We start from the raw sequence: 18,473 nt of genomic DNA on the forward strand, positions 1-18,473 counted from the left end.
AATTTCTGTTAGTAGGTGTTTACTTGGGAAGCTTGTAAAAATGGTGGCCCCTCCCAGACTTGAACTGGGGACCTAACGATTATGAGTCGTGTGCTCTAACCAACTGAGCTAAGGGGCCATGCTATTAGCGAAAGCTAATTTTTTAGATGCGTTTATAGACATAAGTCTCTAAAGCGGGTTGCAGTATAAAAACTTTTTTTAGCCTTGTCACTAGCAAAACTCTTTATTTTAACAATCAATACTCTAACTGCTCAAATAGTAAACTTATCTATTTTTCAATTACCTCTGCTATGCTGGCTAGTTTGTAGGCGTCGATATTGTCCTAGATCAAATAGCAGAATGAGTAAACTCGTTAAAATGGTCACTCTATTAATTGCGGAGTGCTGACTGTGATAAATTTACCAAGCTGGGATCAATCTTTGATCAACAAATACAATATTTCTGGGCCTAGATACACTTCTTACCCCACTGCATTGTCTTTAGCTGATGGTTATAAACAACAAGATATGATCAATGCGATTGCGGCCTCGAAGAGCCGTTCTTTATCTTTGTATATCCATATCCCATTTTGCAGTCAGCTTTGTTATTACTGCGGTTGTAATAAAGTAATCACTCGTCATCAATCGAAAGCCGATTTATACCTAGATAACTTGGCGCTTGAGATTGCTGAGCAGGCAACGCTATTTGCTGATTATAGCGTTGAACAACTGCATTTAGGGGGGGGAACACCAACCTTTCTATCGGCAGAGCAAATGAGCCGTTTAATGGCATTGGTTGAGCAGCACTTTAATTTTGCTGATGATGCCGAGCGCGGTATTGAAATTGATCCTCGTTCTTTAGCTGATGACATGCTAGTACACCTGCGCAAGCTTGGCTTCAATCGTGTCTCGTTTGGTATTCAAGATTTCAATGATGCTGTACAGCTGGCAGTTAATCGCCCGCAAAGCGTGCAGTCAGTAAAAGGTTTAATCAGTGAGGCTCGTGAGCTTGGCTTCAAATCAATTAATGCAGATATGATTTACGGTTTGCCACTACAAACTCCAGAGAGCTTTAAAGAGACGATTGCGCAGTTAATTGAATTAAACCCAGATCGCGTCTCGGTATTTAACTATGCTCATTTACCAGATAGATTTGCAGCGCAGCGTAAAATTAAGGATGCCGACTTACCGTCTGCTAGTGACAAGCTCACAATGTTTAAAAATACGCTTGAGCAGATGTTAGCTGCAGGCTATCAGTTTATCGGTATGGATCACTTTGCCCGTAAAGATAATGAGCTAGCTATTGCACAAAACGAAGGTCAGTTACACCGCAACTTCCAAGGCTACACCACGCATGGTCAATGTGATTTATTAGGCTTAGGTGTGTCGTCAATTTCGCAAATTGGCAATGCCATTTTACAAAATGAAAAAGAGCTTAAGCACTATTATAAAGCTGTGCAAGAAGGTTTTGGCAGCGCGGTATGTAAAGGTGTTTTACTCAGTGATGACGATACCTTGCGTGCAGCTGTAATAAAACAACTGATTTGTCAGTTTGAGCTTGATATTCCTGTAATCGAGCAGCAGTTTAAAATTAACTTTACAAGCTATTTCAGTGAAGCTCTACTCGCTCTCGAGCCATTACGTGCTGATGGTTTAGTGTCAGTTAGCCAAGATAAAATCACGGTCACTGCACGTGGTAACTTATTTATTCGTATTATTTGTATGTGCTTTGATGCGCACTTACAACAACAAATCAAACAAACACGTTTTTCACGGGTTATTTGATATTTTCACGCCCAAACTAAAAAGCAGAGCAATAAAATGCTCTGCTTTTTTATAACGGCTTTACCAACCCGCTTAATTGAATACGACGTTTTCACTGCCAGGTGCAGCTTTAAATTCTTCGATCAAACGTGCACAATCTGCTTTTATCTCGTCGCTATGTTGTTCTTCTGCACGCCAACGAGTTGTATCCATCTTGAAAACCTCTTTTTTAGAGTATTTTTTACGGGCATCGTGAGTTGGCATATCTTTGACCACTTCGTACATTTTAAAAATGCCAGGATAGCGCTCACTCAACTCGAACTCTTCAGCAAAGCTGTATTGAGACATCAATACCCAGATACGTAAGCAGCCTTCTGAAAATTCACACTGCTCTTCATTCATAGCACGCGCTATCAAGTGAATGCTATCAGCCAATTTTGCGTTACGTTTCATTTTTGATGCTGCAAGCTGCTGCTCATGCTCAGCCTGCTTCTTGGCGATCAGCTTATTTTGCTCTTTTAATTTATACAGAAGTTGTCCTGCATAAAACGCAAGCCCTGCGATAATTGCCGCACCAATTACTATGGCAATAATCAAGGTTATGCTCATCGCTCATCCTCATCGTCTTCATCAAACCACTCATTCGCTAAATCGTCTGATAAGTACTTATCAAAATCAGACTCGCCTTCAGCATCAAAATCATCTTCAAAGTCGTCTTCGTAATCATCTTCATCTTCGATACCTAAAAGCTCACAGAGCGCTTGGTGACGCGCAATACGGCTGTTAAAGTATTTGGCATCTTTGCCTGTTAGTAACTCGCCACGTTCATGACGCTCAACAAGCTTAAGCAGGCGCTCGTCACTTTCAAGTGCCTCTAACTCTTGCTCTGGCGTTAACTCAGGCTCATTCACCTTTTTGAGCTCAACCATTGGTTTTAAGTTACGTTTCATTTCAACTTTTGGTTCAGCTTTTGGTGCCACCAATGAAACAGGCTTTTTACTGCCCGTTCGCTTATCTTTAGGCTGACTGTTTGTTGTCGCTTTATCATCTTTTAAAGCATCAGGTGCATTGCGAGTACCGGCTTTTGCCCCTTTTGTTTTCTTTACTCGCTGCTCTTTTAATGCGCGCATTTCTCTAAGCTTTTCTTTACTTAGACGTACTGGACCATTCGATGGAATTTTACGCGACTTTTTCTTTCTACTCATATCTTGATCGTCTCACTTAAGAGGTTGTGCACAACGCCTCTAGGCATTGTAATGCTGGCATAACCAGAAGAATTTGGTGTGTGCGGATGATATTGGTCAACACGATAACCTGCGCACTTTTTATACTTATCGTATAAACGGGGGCTATTGTAACAGGACAAATAAAAAGGCGGTAGAGAAAACATCTCTACCGCCTACTAATCTGAGCGCCAGTTATCTGGACACTTCTCCCTTCGACTTTTTTAGTCTTTATTATTTTTATTATTATTGTTTTCCATTTTGTTATTATTTTTACCTTCCGTGTAGCATTCCATTTTGTTTTTATTATTAAACTTCCATGAGCTTTTATTATTCTCGGTCAATCCTGACACTTTTTTGTTATTTCCTTTAGGACACCTAACCAGTGTCTACCCCTAAAGATTCGCCGCAATGACTTTCCTTATTAACATTGTCCATGTTGTTCTATTGTTTCAGCGACAGTGGTTAATTTACTTATTAATAATTTTGTTACAACTAATTTATATAACTTTTCTTACATTGAAGATATTGAAACAAGCTCATTTCATTCAATAACAATAAGTTACATTTAAAGATAAAATAAAAATAAGACTTAGCTCACACCAAGGTATGGTCAATGTCTCACACAAGAGTAGGATATTTCGACACAGGATAAAGATAAAAAAAGCAGCTTACGCTGCTTTTTACAAACTAAATAAATTTTAGTGCGAAGCAATACAGCTCGCAATCAGACTTTAGTGTAAGCCACCTAAGTATTTTGAAAGCACTTCGATGTCTTTATCTGTTAGTTTTTTAGCGATGTCTTGCATCATACCGTTTAAGTCGTTATTACGCGTGCCATCACGGAACTTTTCAAGTTGCGACTTAATATATTCAGGATGTTGAAACGAAACTTTCGGGAATTTAGCAAGTGACGTGCCGTTACCACGAGGACCGTGACACGCCGCACATGCTGGAATGCCACGCTCAGCATCGCCTGCTTTATAAAGCTGTTGACCCACTTCGACTACATCTTTAGGTGTTGTACCTTCAGACATATTTAAAGAAGAGAAGTAAGCTGCTAGATCTTTCATGTCTTGATCGCTAAGTGGCATTGCCATGCCACTCATGACTGGATCCATACGACCTTCTTTGCCACCAGATGTCATACCTAATTTAAACTCTTGTAATTGTTTATAGATATAATCTGCGTGTTGGCCTGCAATTTTAGGGTAGATAGTAACCGGTGCATTACCGTCTGGGCCGTGACAAGCCGCACACGTTGCCGATTTCTCTTTACCTGCGTTTACATCGCCATCAAATGCTGTTGCGTTGCTTGCTGACAACGTACCAAGCAATATAGTTAAAGATAGTGCTATTTTTTTCATGGTGAATTCTCTGTTTCCGACCCTGTATCATCTACAATATGGATGTTGTGATTTCTATATTCTACACGATAATAAATTCTCTGGCACGTTTTCTGCCCACATTAAGCTCATAATTTATAGGGATTTGACTTAGATTAAGTTTCTACCTAGAAATTTTCCTCGTTCAAAGCCAGCTTAGCACTCTTAAATACGCTTTTGAATGCTGCTTTAATAGTATAAAATACGAGCCTTGAGTGGATTTAGGCCACTGACTACCATTATTTTTAAAAGACTAGGAGAGCCTGTGCTCAAATCTCGTATCAAATATAATACTGCGTCCTTTGTTACTAGCGCACCTGATATCTCACGCTTACCTGCTGATACGGGGATTGAAGTCGCGTTTGCTGGTCGTTCGAATGCGGGTAAATCAAGTGCCCTTAATACCTTAACAGATCAAAAATTAGCACGTACTTCTAAAACACCAGGTCGTACTCAGTTGATCAATACCTTTGAACTTGATGCCGATAAACGCCTTATCGACTTACCGGGTTACGGTTTCGCTAAAGTTCCTATCGAAATGAAGAAAAAATGGCAAAAGTCGCTAGGTGAATACTTACAAAAGCGTCAAAGCTTAAAAGGTATCGTTGTTTTAATGGATATTCGCCATCCGTTAAAAGATTTAGACCGTGACTTAATCGACTGGGCTGTGGGCAGTGAAATTCCTGTGCTGGCACTATTAACCAAGTGCGACAAACTCAAACAAGGCGCACGTAAAGCGCAAGTTTTACACGTTCGCCGTGAGTTAAGCAGCTTAGAGGGTGATATTACAGTTCATGCCTTCTCTTCATTAAAAGGCACAGGCTTACCTGAAGTTGCTAAAAAGCTAGATGAGTGGTTTTTAGGACCAATTGAAGCTCAAGCACCTGAGTCTGAAGAACAACCAGAAGCGTAACCAATCAAGCTAAGTAATAACGCTTGGCTAATGATGCTATGTAATAGCCCTGCTCGTCTGAGCAGGCTATTTCCGCCCACTGATAATACACCTTTCTCGATACCCTTGCAGCCAAGCCATGGGCCAATTGTAAGTAAGGTACACTCACCCCAGCAAATTCACGTAGCTCTAATGGCTGTTTTTCTGATACCAACCAGTTGCGCTGTAAATTATCAACACAGCAAAGCGCACGACCTTGTTCAGTCTCTTCAAAACGCCAATCAACAATAATAAAGGGGACATCATCGACTGTAATAGCCATTTTCTCAACAGGCGTTTTTAAAAAATAGCTGTCAGCTTCTTGGCAAAGCACGGAGGCAAAGAGTTTAACCATTGCCTCGCGTTTTATTTCACTGCCGGCATAAAACCACCGCCCTTGCGCATCAATCGTTATTGGCAATTGCCCACAACTTTGTGGCTGCCATTGATCAAACGGTTTATCGGGTGTCTGAAGGGCGGCTTCTAACTCAGCAAGCGATTGCATTACTTTTCTTTATCAAGCGTGAGCGAAAAAGTAACAGGGACAGCTGTTGCAATGGATGGTAAACCCGCTAGCTTTTGTAATTCGCTGATGCCTTCTGTTACTTTGAAATCACTTGCATTAATAATAACTGGCGTAAGAGATGATACGGTTACATCGCCTTTCGGTGACATATTAGCAAGTACATCAATCGTTAACTCTTTCTTATTACCATGAAAGTCTAATTCAGCCTTTAAACCTTTTAGTACATGTTGGCCTGATTTAAGGGTTGCAAGTGTTTTACTGAGATCTGCCGTCAAAATTGCGTTTGGAAATTCATGTGTTTCAAACAGTAATTTAGTCATACGCTCGTTACGAATTGGAATGAGAGTTTCCACAGACGTCAAATCAATCATTAATTTTAATTGACCTTGCTCGTTCAAGCCTCCTGATAGCTTTTTAAAATGGTGTGCTTCAGCGATTGAATTCTTCTTGATAGAGACAAAGCTCACTTTGCTTTGCTCATTATTAACTTGCCAGTTTGCGCTGGCTAAAGGGGCAACTAATAAACTCGATAATGAAAAGGCAGCAATTGCCATAGATTTAAACATAACGCATTCCTTCGAAAGTAAATAAGAATCACTTTTGATGGTATCATCTAGGTTAATTTGTGCAATGAATTGTATGATAAGATAAAGAAAAAGCGACTCACTCAACAAGGAGTGAGTCGGTATAGCAAACTGGGGAGAAGCTATCAATACGTTGCATCTTTTCAGATGCATCATCAACAGGATGTCCTACAGGATGAGGACGGCGCGGACTTTAGCAAATACTCAGTTAAAAATAAATTAAATCTGCTACTAAAAAACACGAATTGATAAACATATAACGAAACGATAAAACGGTCTTTTCTTGTTAACTTTAATTTTACAATAAAAGCCGTTTTACATTATCGGTTATTCAACGTGTGGCGTAAGTAACTTTTCCTTTATAAGGAGTCGTTTTGCCGTGAAGTACTTAATCATTTACGTGAGTGATCTTGTGGCTGTAAGTCGGCCAAACTGGGAGGAGTGATTGTATGTCGCGAAATCTATAAAAGTGAAAGCGCGGGATAAACCCGCGACTACATTTTAATCCTGCAGAGCCACTTGTATTTTATACTCGCGACTCCTAATTCAGCGATTAGTGAGCTTGTTGCCAGTTGTCACCACTGTCGGCTTCAACAATCAGTGGTACATCAAGCGTGGCGGCTTCAGACATTAGCTTACAAATTTCTGCTTTATAATCGTCCACAGATTCTTCTTTAATTTCGAACACTAATTCATCGTGTACTTGCATAAGTAATTTAACAGAACCTTCAGCTTGTGCGTTTACCCACTGGTGAACTTTCAGCATCGCTTTTTTGATGATATCAGCAGCGGTGCCTTGCATTGGTGCATTGATAGCAGCGCGTTCTGCCGCTTTACGACGAGCCCCGTTTCTTGCGTTGATTTCTGGTAAATGTAATCGGCGACCAAAAATAGTCTCTACATAGCCTTTATCAGCTGCTTTTTCACGGGTTGTTTCCATGTACTCAAGCACACCTGGGAAACGCTCAAAGTATTTATCAATATAATGCTGTGCTTCATGACGTGGTACATCTAATTGACGTGATAAGCCAAACGCCGACATACCGTAAATTAAACCAAAGTTAACAGCCTTTGCTTTACGGCGCATATCGCTGGTTACGTCTTCAAGATTTACCCCAAAGACTTCTGCGGCCGTTGCACTGTGTACGTCTAAACCATTAGCAAACGCGGTAAGTAGACCTTTATCTTGTGATAAATGCGCCATGATACGTAATTCAATTTGGCTGTAATCCGCAGCCACTATCTTATGCCCCTTTGCAGCAACAAAGGCTTCACGAATACGACGTCCCTCTTCCGAACGAATTGGAATATTCTGCAAGTTAGGATCCGTTGAGCTTAAGCGCCCTGTTGCTGTTACTGCTTGATGGTAAGAGGTATGTACTCGCTTTGTGCGTTCATTAACCATTAGCGGTAGTTTATCTGTGTACGTTGATTTTAGTTTAGATAAACCACGGTGTTCGATAATCACCTTAGGTAACGGATAGTCATGAGCCAGCTCTTGCAATACTTCTTCAGCTGTTGAAGGTGCGCCTTTTGGTGTTTTCTTAATAACGGGAAGTGCTAGCTTTTCAAACAAAATTGCTTGCAGCTGCTTAGGCGAGCCTAAGTTAAACTTTTCACCAGCCATATCATAAGCTTCTTGCTCAAGCTCTAACAGGCGTTCGCCTAAGCGTTGGCTATGAGCAGCAAGCATATTACTATCAATCGCTACACCGGTACGTTCAATATCAGACAGCACAGAAACGAGTGGTAACTCAATGTCTTCGAAGACTGATTTTAATTGGCTGTCAGCATCAATTTTTGGCCATAGCACTTGGTGAAGACGAAGTGTTATATCAGCATCTTCTGCGGCATACGGCGCCGCTTTTTCTAGCTCAATTTGATTAAACGTTAACTGCTTTTTACCTTTGCCTGCGATATCTTCAAAGCTGATATTTTTATGGCCTAGGTATTTAAGTGCCAACGAGTCCATATCATGACGGCTACCCACACTATTAAAAACATACGACTCCAACATAGTGTCGAACTTAATACCGTTTAATTCAAAGCCGACGTTAGCTAATACGCTTTTATCGTACTTAAGATTTTGTCCGACTTTGGCTTTGTTTTCATCCGCGAGGATTGGGCCAATTTTTGCCATAACGGTTTCTAAGCTTAATTGCTCAGGCGCATCAGGGTAATCGTGAGCAACTGGAATGTACGCTGCTTCACCCGCTTTAACCGCAAAGCTCATGCCAACCAATTGCGCTTGCATATAATCAAGGCTGGTTGTTTCAGTATCAAAAGCAAAAAGTTCAGCGTCATTTAATTGCTTTACTAAAGTATCAAGTTGCTCTTCAGTTAAAATAGTTTCGTAGTGTGCATCAGCGACTTTTGGTAGTTCGTTAGCTTCTGTTGGCACATCCAAGTGTGTATCAGCGTCTTTAGGGTTATCCAGTAATTCTGCCAACCAACGGCGGAATTCACATTCGCCGTAGAGTGCAATCAGTTCATCACGATTAGGCTCTTGTAGTTTGAAATTTTCAAGCTCCGATTCAACTTCAACATCACATTTAATCGTCGCTAATTCATAGCTAAGTGGTAGATGATCAAGTGCTGCAGCAAGCTTTTCACCAATCTTGCCTTTGATTTCACTAGCATGATCAATCACCCCTTGTAATGATCCATATTTTTGTAGCCATTTCACCGCCGTTTTTGGACCACAACCATCAACACCAGGAATGTTATCGACTTTGTCGCCCATTAAGGCAAGGTAATCAATGATCAGCTCAGGCCCCACGCCAAACTTCTCAACCACGGTTTCTGGATCTGAAATGCTATCGGTCATCGTGTTAATAAGCGTTACGTGTTCATTAACAAGCTGCGCCATGTCTTTATCGCCCGTGGAGATCAACACATGACGTTGTTGTTCAGAGGCAATACGTGCAAAGGTACCAATCACATCATCCGCTTCAACACCTTCAATACTAATAAGTGGAAAACCCATTGCTTTAATAATGTTATGCAGTGGTGCGATCTGTGTGCGTAAGTCATCCGGCATTGGTGGGCGGTTGGCTTTATATTCGCTGTACATGTCATTTCTAAAGGTTTTACCTTTGGCATCGAACACTACCACCATGTGTGATGGATCATATTGTTTGATCAAACTTTTCAGCATATTAACTACGCCATAGATTGCGCCTGTCGCTTCACCTTTTGAGTTAGTAAGGTGTGGTGGCGAATGATATGCACGGAATAAATAAGAAGAACCATCAACAAGAACAAGTGGATTTTCAGGGATCTGAGCCATGGTGAAATTGGATCCTAATTGAATAACATTAAATTGTCTGTAAGCATGCCATAAGGCTATGAAGAAAACGACTGTGAATTATTAACCAATAACGGTTTCTATAATAGCAAGCTGTGGATAACTTTGTAGATAAAACCCACAAGCAATCCTCCCGAAGAAGATTTACACTTAGGAATTTCATGTAAGTTTATGTTTTTATTTAAAAAAGATAATACGAGGTTCTTTTTTTATTATTTTACCCAATGTGGAAAACGGTTTTATCTATTCACGTCCTGTGTCTATTCGACAACGAATATAACGTCCCTTTCCATAACCGGAGGAGTATTCTAGCACAATGGATCAAAGATCATAGCGATCCTTTATACTTTTTTTAACGTTAGTATTTTATGAAAAGGCATAAACAGCGATTCATCGTGTGTTGCGAGCATTTTAACGACAAAATTATTTTATTTTGTGGTCTTACTTAGATACTTGCTACACTAAACCCAGTTGCATTAAGGAGAGATATCAAATGAAAAAAGTGGCTGTTATTTTAGCAGGTTGCGGTGTTTACGATGGCGCAGAGATTAACGAAGCAGTACTTACCCTGTTGCACATTGCAAAAGCAGGTGCGTCTTATCAATGCTTTGCACCCGATATTGACCAACTACACACAATCAACCATTTAACCGGTGAAGAAATGGCGCCTAATCGTAATGTGTTAGTAGAAGCTGCTCGCATAGCTCGTGGTGATATAAAAGCAATTACAGAGTTAAAGGTAAATGAATTTGATGCGTTAATTGTCCCAGGTGGCTTTGGTGCCGCTAAAAATCTATCTGACTTTGCAGTAAAAGGCCCTGCAGCTCAGGTGCAAAATGACGTACTAAAAGCCTGTACAGATTTTGTTAAAGCTAATAAAGCCGCAGGTTATATGTGTATTGCGCCCGCTATGCTACCTCTTATTTACGGTCAAGGTGTTAAAACAACCATTGGTAATGATACAGACACAGCCTCTGCCATCGAAAAGCTAGGCGGCGATCACCAAGCGTGTGCTGTTGACGATATTGTTATTGATGAGCAACATAAAGTCGTCACCACACCCGCCTATATGTTAGCGCAGAGTTTATTAGATGCTGATGCAGGGATTCAAAAACTCGTTAAAAAAGTACTCGAATTGGCATAGTGCGCTATTTAAGCAGCTAATTTTTATTGCGCTAACGCAAAAAATGACGCTTTTTATAAAGAAAAAGCCTTTCAGATCATTTTATAAATTGTGGCTTAGCGTTATAATCGTTCTAATTTCCGTCATATATATCGTGATTGATCACGTTCAAATCGAAGTGAGCAAGGCAAAATGAAAAAACTATCAGCTGCATTATTACTGCTAGCAACAACGGCATATGCGCAAGCATATGACAACTCTTTGACTGAAGATGCCATTAAAAAGCGTCTAGCGCCAATTGGTTCTGTATATCTAGAAGGTGATAAAGCGGCTGCAGCTGCTGAGCCAACAGGTCCACGTTCTGGTGAACAAGTTTATCAAGCCGCATGTTTTGCATGTCACGGCACAGGTGCTCTTGGCGCACCTAAATCAGCAGATGACTGGGCTCCTCGAATTGCGAAAGGTAAAGATACCTTATTAGATCACGCAATCAATGGTTTCAATGCCATGCCGCCGAAAGGGACGTGTATGGACTGTTCTGATGAAGAAATCAGTGCAGCAATCGACTTTATGACTAGCAAATAATTGCTAAATAAATAACGATGAAGGGCTTAACTCTGTTAAGCCCTTTTTTTTGCTCTTTAACTCCTCTCAAACCCAAGCAATTCGTACCTATAATCGCATATCTTCACTACTAATAGAGACCATCATCTACTTGACGATCTACGAAAAAAGTGGAACTATAGAGAACAATAAATAAACAAAAATAATAACTGGTTCTAAATCATTGGAAGATTCAGCAACACACATTGAAAAGCTAGCCCATAAAAATGCTCGCTTAAAATCGCTTATAAAGAAATATAAGCAATCACATCACTTGCAGCATGCTCTACTACAACTTTCAGAGCAAGCAAGTACTGTTGCCGAATTAACCCTGCTCTACCCTGCTATTCATAATATTCTTCAAGACTTTATACCCAGTAAAAGCTTTTATGTCGTACTAAATAACCCTGTTACAGATAACCTTGAACTTTCTTATTTTGCCGATGAAAAAGATGGCCTGTCTGTCCCTCTAAAATATGAACATTTCTTCAAAGATGGTTTAACTGGGTACGTATTTAAGCACGGCAAAACAAGCTATTTTTCTAAACAGCAAACACAAGAAGCCGTTGAGAAGGGGTTGTTTAAAGCATACGGCACGCCAGCAGAGCATTGGGTAGGCGTACCCGTTTACCGTGAGAAAGCCATCATTGGTGTCATGGTCGCGCAAAGTTATGACAAGGCACAAAACTATACAGAGCAGCAAATAGAACTACTAGAAGTCATGTCGCTTTACCTTGCAACAGCAATCGAACGGGTGAAAAAACGCGAGTTACTTGAGTCTGAAGTAAAAATTCGCACCCGTGCACTGACGCAAAGTAACCAAGCTTTAAATGATGAAATTTTACAACGTAAAAAAGCACTCGATCGCCAACAAATTTTATTCAAAATCTCAGAGCTGGCAACTTTGAGTAAAAACGTTGAAGACGTCTATGCCCATGTGCATGAAATTATTAAAACCATCACCTATGCCGATAACCTATACATTGCCTTGTATGATCAAACAACTAATTGGTTAAGCTTCCCCTATTGCGTCGATGAATTTAATGACAACGCAAAACCTAGGCCTTTCGCCAAAGGCTACAGTGAATTAGTACTTAGTACAGAAAAGTGCCAAGTGATAGATGAGCAAAGAGCAAAAGATTTAATAAAACTAGGCGTCATTGAACGCCCTATCGATGTCCCACCACAAAGAAGAGCAACCAGTTGGTTAGGCGCTCCACTAAAAACGTCACAAGGGGTCATTGGTCTTATTGTTTGCCAAGCTTATTGTAATAAACATGAATTTAGCCAAGATGATTGCGAATTAATTACTTTTGTATCACATCAAATAGCAAGCGTAATTCAGGCTCATTTAGCAAGCCAAGAGTTAAAGCTGAGCCACCAAAAACTTGAGCAACGGGTTACAGAAAAAACGAAAGAACTCCGCCAAGCAAATATGCATTTACAAATGCAAATTGAAGAGCGTAAAAAAATAGAACAACAGCTATATCATGATGCACATCATGACTCACTAACCAGCTTGCCCAATCGTAGCTTATTCTTAACTCAACTTGAAAAAACATTACAACATTATCAACGTTATCCTGAGCAACAATTTGCGGTTTTATTTATTGATTTAGATAAATTTAAAGATATAAATGATCAACTTGGTCACCAAGCAGGGGATCAATTTTTAATTGGTGTTGCCGAGTCTTTCTCACATTGTATAAGAGAGCACGACTTATTAGCTCGCCTAGGCGGTGATGAGTTTGTGGTACTGTTAAATCATTTAACCGAAAGACAGCAAGCAGAAGATGTTGCAAAACGTATTATTGAGATAATGAAAAAACCTTTCTGCATGAAAGGTCAGTGCGTTCAAAGTGGCGCAAGTATTGGCATTACTTACTCAAAAGCAAGTTATAAACATACCGATGAAATTATTCGTGATGCAGATGCTGCGATGTATTATGCAAAAAATGCAGGGCGTAACCGTTTTGAGTGCTTCCACCCTTTATTGAATACAACCACTTCTCAACATGAAACCGAGAGTATGCATCATCTTGATGATCTGCCAATGCATTTTAGAAGCGCAGAAATCATCACACTCAATGAGGAATCTAGAGCTGAGTCATTATTGGAAGCATTTGGTGAACACCCCGTGCTTGGCAGTACCAGTTTTGAGGTATTGAAAAAGTTTGCAACCGATAAAGTTCAACATTTCGAAGTGGAGCTTAGCTTATTAAAACAAGCTTTCGAATTAGCCCATAATGCTAACTTACAAAAAGTACTCTTCCCCTGTTCAGGCTTAGTGTTAGAACGTATTAATTTTCAATCGTTACGCCAATTATTAAATGCACACAATGCACAGAGAATGTGTTTGTTATTTAATGAGCAAGAAATCCGTTATGCATCTGCGGTACAAATTGAAAACTTAAAAAGCTTAATTGAACAAGGGTTTTCGGTAGGACTAAACGAGTTCGCAAAAGACAGATGTGAGCTTAATTTACTGACTGAGTTTAACTTTGATTACTTACTACTTAGTTCTACTTTCAGTAAACGTGTGCTCCAACAAGATAATTATCACCTACAATTGCAAGGCGTGTTGGCCATTACGAATATCCAAAATATTCAGGTAATCGCCAAGGGGCCATCGATTTTTAACTACCGCACCTTGTTAGATAAGCACGGTTTATCCTTGTTTATAGGCAAACAACACGCCCTAGCCCCTTTTAGTCCTTTTTCACAAACAGTACAAAGTATTACTTCTTAAGCATGGCTCTTAGATTAGCGACTCGTGCTTGGCCTTTCTCCATACGCTCAGCCTGTGAAGACGGTGGTTTCTTCGCTTCAAAGGCTAGATCATCTTGTGGTAATTCTTGCACAAAGCGACTCAGCTCTGTGTCTGAGGTTTCACCAAATTGACGGCGTAACTTAGCATAGGTCATGACCAGCTCTTGCTGAGCACGCGTGATCCCTACATAAGCAAGACGACGCTCTTCTTCAACGTTATCTTCATCAATACTCACTTGGTGCGGTAATAAGCCCTCTTCCATGCCTACCATAAACACATACGGATACTCCAAACCTTTTGAAGCATGTAATGTTAGTAATTGTACCGCATCAGATTCATCTTCTTCTTCGTTACGCTCAAGCATATCGCGTAAGGTCAGTTTACTAACCACCTCGGCAAGGTTCAGTGGTGGATTGTCTGCGTCCCCTGTTAACATATCGGTGATCCAACGATAAAGCTCAGAGACGTTTTTCATGCGCATTTCAGCGGCTTTTGCACTCGGTGACGACTCATATAGGTATGCTTCGTAATTAATTTGCCTAACTAACTCTTTTACAGCTTCAAGGGTATCGCCCCGTACCGCATTATCAGAAAGCTCAACCACCCAGCGAGCAAAGCCAGCTAAGGCATTAAAGCCACGCCCTTTTAATCGGTGCGCAAGCTCAGGTTCAAAACAGGCAGCAAATAAACTAATGTGTTTTTCATTAGCTAGGGTGCCTAACTTTTCCAGTGTCACCGTACCAATCTCACGGCGAGGCGTATTTACAATACGTAAAAAGGCATTGTCGTCATCTTGGTTCACTAACAAACGTAAATACGCCATGATGTCTTTGATTTCTGAACGAGAGAAAAACGACATGCCGCCGCTGATCTTATAAGGAATGCGGTTGCTCATGAGTGCTTTTTCAAACACACGCGCTTGATGGTTACCACGGTATAAAATCGCGTAATCTTTATAGCTAGTGCGCTTCATAAATTTATGTGAAATGATCTCAGCGACCACTCGTTCAGATTCATGCTCTTCATCACGACAGCCAATCACTTTAATAGGCTCACCATAACCTAGCTCACTGAATAGCTTTTTATCAAACTCATGAGGATTATTGGCAATCAAAATATTCGCCGCTTTAAGAATTCGCCCAGCACTTCGGTAATTTTGTTCAAGCTTAATTAAACGCAAGCCCGGAAAGTCTTTACTCAATAGCACAAGGTTTTGTGGCTTAGCACCACGCCAAGAGTAAATAGACTGGTCGTCATCGCCTACCACGGTAAAACGAGCGCGTTCACCCACCAATAGCTTAACCAGTTGATACTGACTGGTATTAGTATCTTGATACTCATCCACCAGCAAGTAACGAAAACGCTGTTGCCAACGTTCACGTGCCGTAGCATTTTGGCCTAACAATAAGGTGGGGATCATGATCAGATCATCAAAATCAAGGGCGTTGTAAGCACGCAATTGATTTTGATAACGCGCATACAGCTGAGCAAACAACGCTTTTTGTGGCTCACGGGCTTCGCGAATAGCACGCTCTGGTAGAATCAATTCGTTCTTCCAGCTACCTATTTGCATCTTCAGAAGGTTGAGTAGATCTTTGTCTTTTTTAAGCTCTTCTTCGGTCAGTTCAGCTAATAGCTGGTTGGTATCTTGATCATCAAATAATGAGAACCCAGGTTTAAAACCTAACGTCGTTAACTCTTTTTTGATGATCTCAAGCCCAAGGGTATGAAACGTTGAAACCCATAAGCCTTTCGACTCCTGCTTGCCAAGTGTTTGCGTTACACGCTCACGCATTTCTTTTGCCGCTTTATTGGTAAAGGTTACCGCAGCAATATTGCGTGCTTGATACTCACACTTTTGCACCAAGTAAGCGATTTTATTAGTAATAACACGCGTTTTACCTGAGCCCGCACCGGCTAATACTAAGCACGGCCCACTAATATACTTTACCGCTTCATCTTGTTTTGGGTTGAGTTTCATAAGCCCCTAAAGAAATTATCCAAAGACAGGACGGGCAATTTTACCGTAATCACTACACTACGCCTAGCCAATAAGGTAAGATTGTTTTTTTACGTGACTCAAAGGACGAAGATGATCAACCCAGCAAAACTTGAAGAAATCGCTAAGCAAATCACCGATAACATGCCGCAAGGCGTGAAAAACCTTGCCGAAACAGTCGAAGGTAAAACCAAGCAAGCTATTCAAAACAAACTTGCTGAGATGGACTTTGTAAGCCGTGATGAATTTGATATTCAAAGCCAAGTACTTATTCGTACTCGTGAAAAACTCACTGAGCTTGAAGAAAAAGTGGCTTTATTAGAGCAACAACTTGCTAGTAAACAAGACGAACAATAAAAAAGGAGAGCGAATTCGCTCTCCTTTTTTCTATCTAGCTAGTTTTGCTTATTAGCTTTTTTCAGCAACACGTTCAAAAACGCGCTTTACTGCAATGCCATAGGTATCACTGGCTTCTTCAGCACAGGTTACGACCGACTCTAGGTCGTTCAAATGGCCATTTGCTAAACCATACACCCAACCATGAATTGTTAACTCTTGGCCTTTCGCCCAAGCATCTTGCACAATATTAGTACGGCATACGTTACGCACTTGTTCGATAACGTTTAGTTCGATCAAGCTATTTAAACGCTCTTGCTCAGGTAATGCATTGAGTTGTTCGATATGTTTTTCTTTTACATCACCCACATGGCGTAGCCAGTTATCGATTAAGCCAAAACGTGCTTCGTTTAATACCGCTTGTACACCACCACAGCCATAGTGACCTACTACCATGATGTGCTTTACTTTTAGCACTTCAACAGCGTATTGCATCACTGAAAGGCAGTTATGATCGGTATGTACAACCACATTTGCTACGTTACGGTGGACAAATAACTCACCCGGTAACAAGTCTACGATTTCATTTGCAGGTACACGCGAGTCAGAACAACCGATCCATAAGTACTCTGGATTTTGCTGCATTGATAGAATTTTAAAAAACTCAGGGTCATTTTCACTCGTACGTGCTGCCCAACGTCTATTATTTTCGAATAAATTTTTTAACTTTCTCATTGCGCCTCTTTACGGTTTTTAATAATTAGCTTGGATCAAGATATTTCTTGGTGTCAGCTGTTTCTCGCAAAACGTGCTCACCGTTACTTGATATCCTTGTTGTTGCAAATATAAAGCACGATCGAGCACGAGCCAAACTTCAATTGCCCTTCTGAACACATGTCGGACGAGTTCAACTCGCTCGGTGACCCTTTTGCGCTTTTTGCCTACCTCTAAAAATTCATTGTAATCAATACCTTTAGGTAGGGGTAATGATTTTTTCTCAGCCGCCCATAAACAAAATGATTCAAAAGAATCAGAGAAGATTGCCTTGTTCACTGACGGCACACTCACATAGTGTAATTCACCAGTGATTGATTTACGTAACGCATCAAACCCAAGACGCCATTCAACCTCTGTTTTTCTTACCTTATCGACGCGACTCGGTGCCGTTACCGTTTCTTGTAGTGCCAGTTTTAAATCACGATGCGTAAGCGCAAGCTGACTTTGTTTTGCTGGCTCGCTCATTGCTTGATAAGCGTTATCTGTGAATAAATGATAACAGCATGGTGAAAAGCTGATTTGCTGGGTTTTCGCTTTGCTTGCTTGCTGCATAAATGTTTGATGCAAACGACCACAGGCATGGAGAGCCACAGCATGCTGCTGGCTTTCAAAAAAATCATCGGTGTTGTCGGTTAATACATCAGCTTGTGAAAACTGCATTGCCAAGTGCTGTTGTGTAGCACTGTGCTGGCCTTGTTCACATAAGTGCTGTTGCAGCTCAATGCTATGTACACTTGGCGCACCATTGAATGCCAGCATACGACCTAAATGCCCTTTACCTGCACACCACTCTAAAACAGGCCGGTTTAATGACTGCTGACTAATCGCTGCAACAAAGTCTTGTAGTTGCTCAAATTTACGACCTTTAATGCCATTACTTATCCAAAACGGAAACTCATTACGGGCAGTACTGATAGCTGGCAGTTCACACAACAGAGCCAACTGGTCGATGCCCTCAATTGCCTCAGCAAAATAACGATATAAAGCTGGCTGATCGGCATCAAGCTCGCTAACTTGTTGGTCATCCAGCGTCCATAGTAAGTTGGCTAATTCAGGCCAAGGAAGATCATCAAAATCGAAGGCGGTGCATTGCCAGTATTGGCGAGTTTTAAAAAGCAGCGTATCTAAGGCAATAAATTGCTGAGCAAGCGTCATAACTTCTAAACG

General features: G+C 40.8%; 15 protein-coding genes and 1 tRNA gene. 6 read left to right on the forward strand and 10 right to left on the reverse strand.

Annotated elements, in window-relative coordinates:
- Positions 1-41: 41 nt before the first annotated feature.
- Positions 42-118: transfer RNA gene (locus L3Q70_RS14700), tRNA-Ile, on the reverse strand.
- 271 nt (positions 119-389) lie between these two features.
- Between L3Q70_RS14700 and hemN the strand changes: the two genes are divergently transcribed.
- On the forward strand, positions 390-1,763 hold the full coding sequence (hemN, locus tag L3Q70_RS14705; protein WP_193987879.1) for an oxygen-independent coproporphyrinogen III oxidase: 1,374 nt from the start codon (positions 390-392) through the stop codon (positions 1,761-1,763).
- Between the two features lie 72 nt (positions 1,764-1,835).
- Here the strand turns inward: hemN and L3Q70_RS14710 are convergent, their stop codons facing one another.
- The 3 genes from L3Q70_RS14710 to L3Q70_RS14720 all read right to left on the reverse strand — a co-directional run bounded on the left by L3Q70_RS14710 (position 1,836) and on the right by L3Q70_RS14720 (position 4,332).
- The gene (locus L3Q70_RS14710) at positions 1,836-2,351 is read right to left on the reverse strand and encodes a DUF2489 domain-containing protein (RefSeq protein WP_193987880.1); all 516 of its coding nucleotides are present in this window, start codon (positions 2,349-2,351) and stop codon (positions 1,836-1,838) included.
- A complete protein-coding gene (yihI, locus tag L3Q70_RS14715; RefSeq protein ID WP_237114514.1) occupies positions 2,348-2,947 on the reverse strand; it encodes a Der GTPase-activating protein YihI in 600 nt (199 codons plus the stop codon). The genes L3Q70_RS14710 and yihI overlap by 4 nt, the downstream gene beginning before the upstream one ends.
- 752 nt (positions 2,948-3,699) lie before the next feature.
- Positions 3,700-4,332, reverse strand: a complete 633-nt coding sequence (locus tag L3Q70_RS14720) for a c-type cytochrome (RefSeq protein ID WP_062568511.1) — start codon at positions 4,330-4,332, stop codon at positions 3,700-3,702.
- A 283-nt stretch (positions 4,333-4,615) separates the two neighbouring features.
- Between L3Q70_RS14720 and yihA the strand changes: the two genes are divergently transcribed.
- On the forward strand, positions 4,616-5,263 hold the full coding sequence (gene yihA, locus L3Q70_RS14725; protein WP_062568510.1) for a ribosome biogenesis GTP-binding protein YihA/YsxC: 648 nt from the start codon (positions 4,616-4,618) through the stop codon (positions 5,261-5,263).
- A gap of 4 nt (positions 5,264-5,267) precedes the next feature.
- Here the strand turns inward: yihA and L3Q70_RS14730 are convergent, their stop codons facing one another.
- The 3 genes from L3Q70_RS14730 to polA all read right to left on the reverse strand — a co-directional run bounded on the left by L3Q70_RS14730 (position 5,268) and on the right by polA (position 9,680).
- Positions 5,268-5,786, reverse strand: coding sequence for a DUF1285 domain-containing protein (locus tag L3Q70_RS14730; RefSeq protein ID WP_237114515.1), 519 nt, complete (start codon positions 5,784-5,786; stop codon positions 5,268-5,270).
- Complete coding sequence (locus L3Q70_RS14735; RefSeq protein WP_237114516.1) at positions 5,786-6,373, reverse strand: YceI family protein; 588 nt, start codon at positions 6,371-6,373, stop codon at positions 5,786-5,788. Before L3Q70_RS14735 ends, L3Q70_RS14730 begins: the two co-directional genes overlap by 1 nt.
- Before the next feature lie 571 nt (positions 6,374-6,944).
- A complete protein-coding gene (polA, locus tag L3Q70_RS14740; protein ID WP_237114517.1) occupies positions 6,945-9,680 on the reverse strand; it encodes a DNA polymerase I in 2,736 nt (911 codons plus the stop codon).
- 511 nt (positions 9,681-10,191) lie between these two features.
- Between polA and elbB the strand changes: the two genes are divergently transcribed.
- The 3 genes from elbB (at position 10,192) to L3Q70_RS14755 (ending at position 14,173) form a co-directional block, all read left to right on the forward strand.
- On the forward strand, positions 10,192-10,842 hold the full coding sequence (gene elbB / locus L3Q70_RS14745) for an isoprenoid biosynthesis glyoxalase ElbB (protein ID WP_062568505.1): 651 nt from the start codon (positions 10,192-10,194) through the stop codon (positions 10,840-10,842).
- A gap of 171 nt (positions 10,843-11,013) precedes the next feature.
- Complete coding sequence (locus L3Q70_RS14750) at positions 11,014-11,406, forward strand: cytochrome c5 family protein (RefSeq protein ID WP_062568504.1); 393 nt, start codon at positions 11,014-11,016, stop codon at positions 11,404-11,406.
- Between the two features lie 202 nt (positions 11,407-11,608).
- Positions 11,609-14,173 (forward strand): diguanylate cyclase, encoded by a 2,565-nt coding sequence (locus tag L3Q70_RS14755; RefSeq protein WP_062568503.1) that lies wholly within the window; start codon positions 11,609-11,611, stop codon positions 14,171-14,173.
- On the opposite strand, the gene rep is transcribed toward L3Q70_RS14755, so the two are convergent.
- The gene (gene rep, locus L3Q70_RS14760) at positions 14,163-16,175 is read right to left on the reverse strand and encodes a DNA helicase Rep (protein WP_062568502.1); all 2,013 of its coding nucleotides are present in this window, start codon (positions 16,173-16,175) and stop codon (positions 14,163-14,165) included. The genes L3Q70_RS14755 and rep overlap by 11 nt on opposite strands.
- 111 nt (positions 16,176-16,286) lie before the next feature.
- On the opposite strand from rep, the gene L3Q70_RS14765 reads away from it, so the two are divergent.
- Positions 16,287-16,550: an accessory factor UbiK family protein gene (locus L3Q70_RS14765; protein WP_054561163.1), complete on the forward strand. Its 264-nt coding sequence runs from the start codon at positions 16,287-16,289 to the stop codon at positions 16,548-16,550.
- A gap of 51 nt (positions 16,551-16,601) precedes the next feature.
- Here L3Q70_RS14765 and can read toward each other — a convergent pair whose 3' ends face one another.
- Both can and L3Q70_RS14775 read right to left on the reverse strand, forming a co-directional pair.
- Complete coding sequence (gene can / locus L3Q70_RS14770) at positions 16,602-17,264, reverse strand: carbonate dehydratase (RefSeq protein WP_062568501.1); 663 nt, start codon at positions 17,262-17,264, stop codon at positions 16,602-16,604.
- A gap of 18 nt (positions 17,265-17,282) precedes the next feature.
- Positions 17,283-18,461: a methyltransferase gene (locus tag L3Q70_RS14775; RefSeq protein WP_062568500.1), complete on the reverse strand. Its 1,179-nt coding sequence runs from the start codon at positions 18,459-18,461 to the stop codon at positions 17,283-17,285.
- Between the last annotated feature and the right edge of the window lie 12 nt (positions 18,462-18,473).

Source organism: Pseudoalteromonas sp. CF6-2, from assembly GCF_021729425.1.
In the GTDB taxonomy this organism is placed as follows: Bacteria; Pseudomonadota; Gammaproteobacteria; order Enterobacterales; family Alteromonadaceae; genus Pseudoalteromonas; species Pseudoalteromonas arabiensis.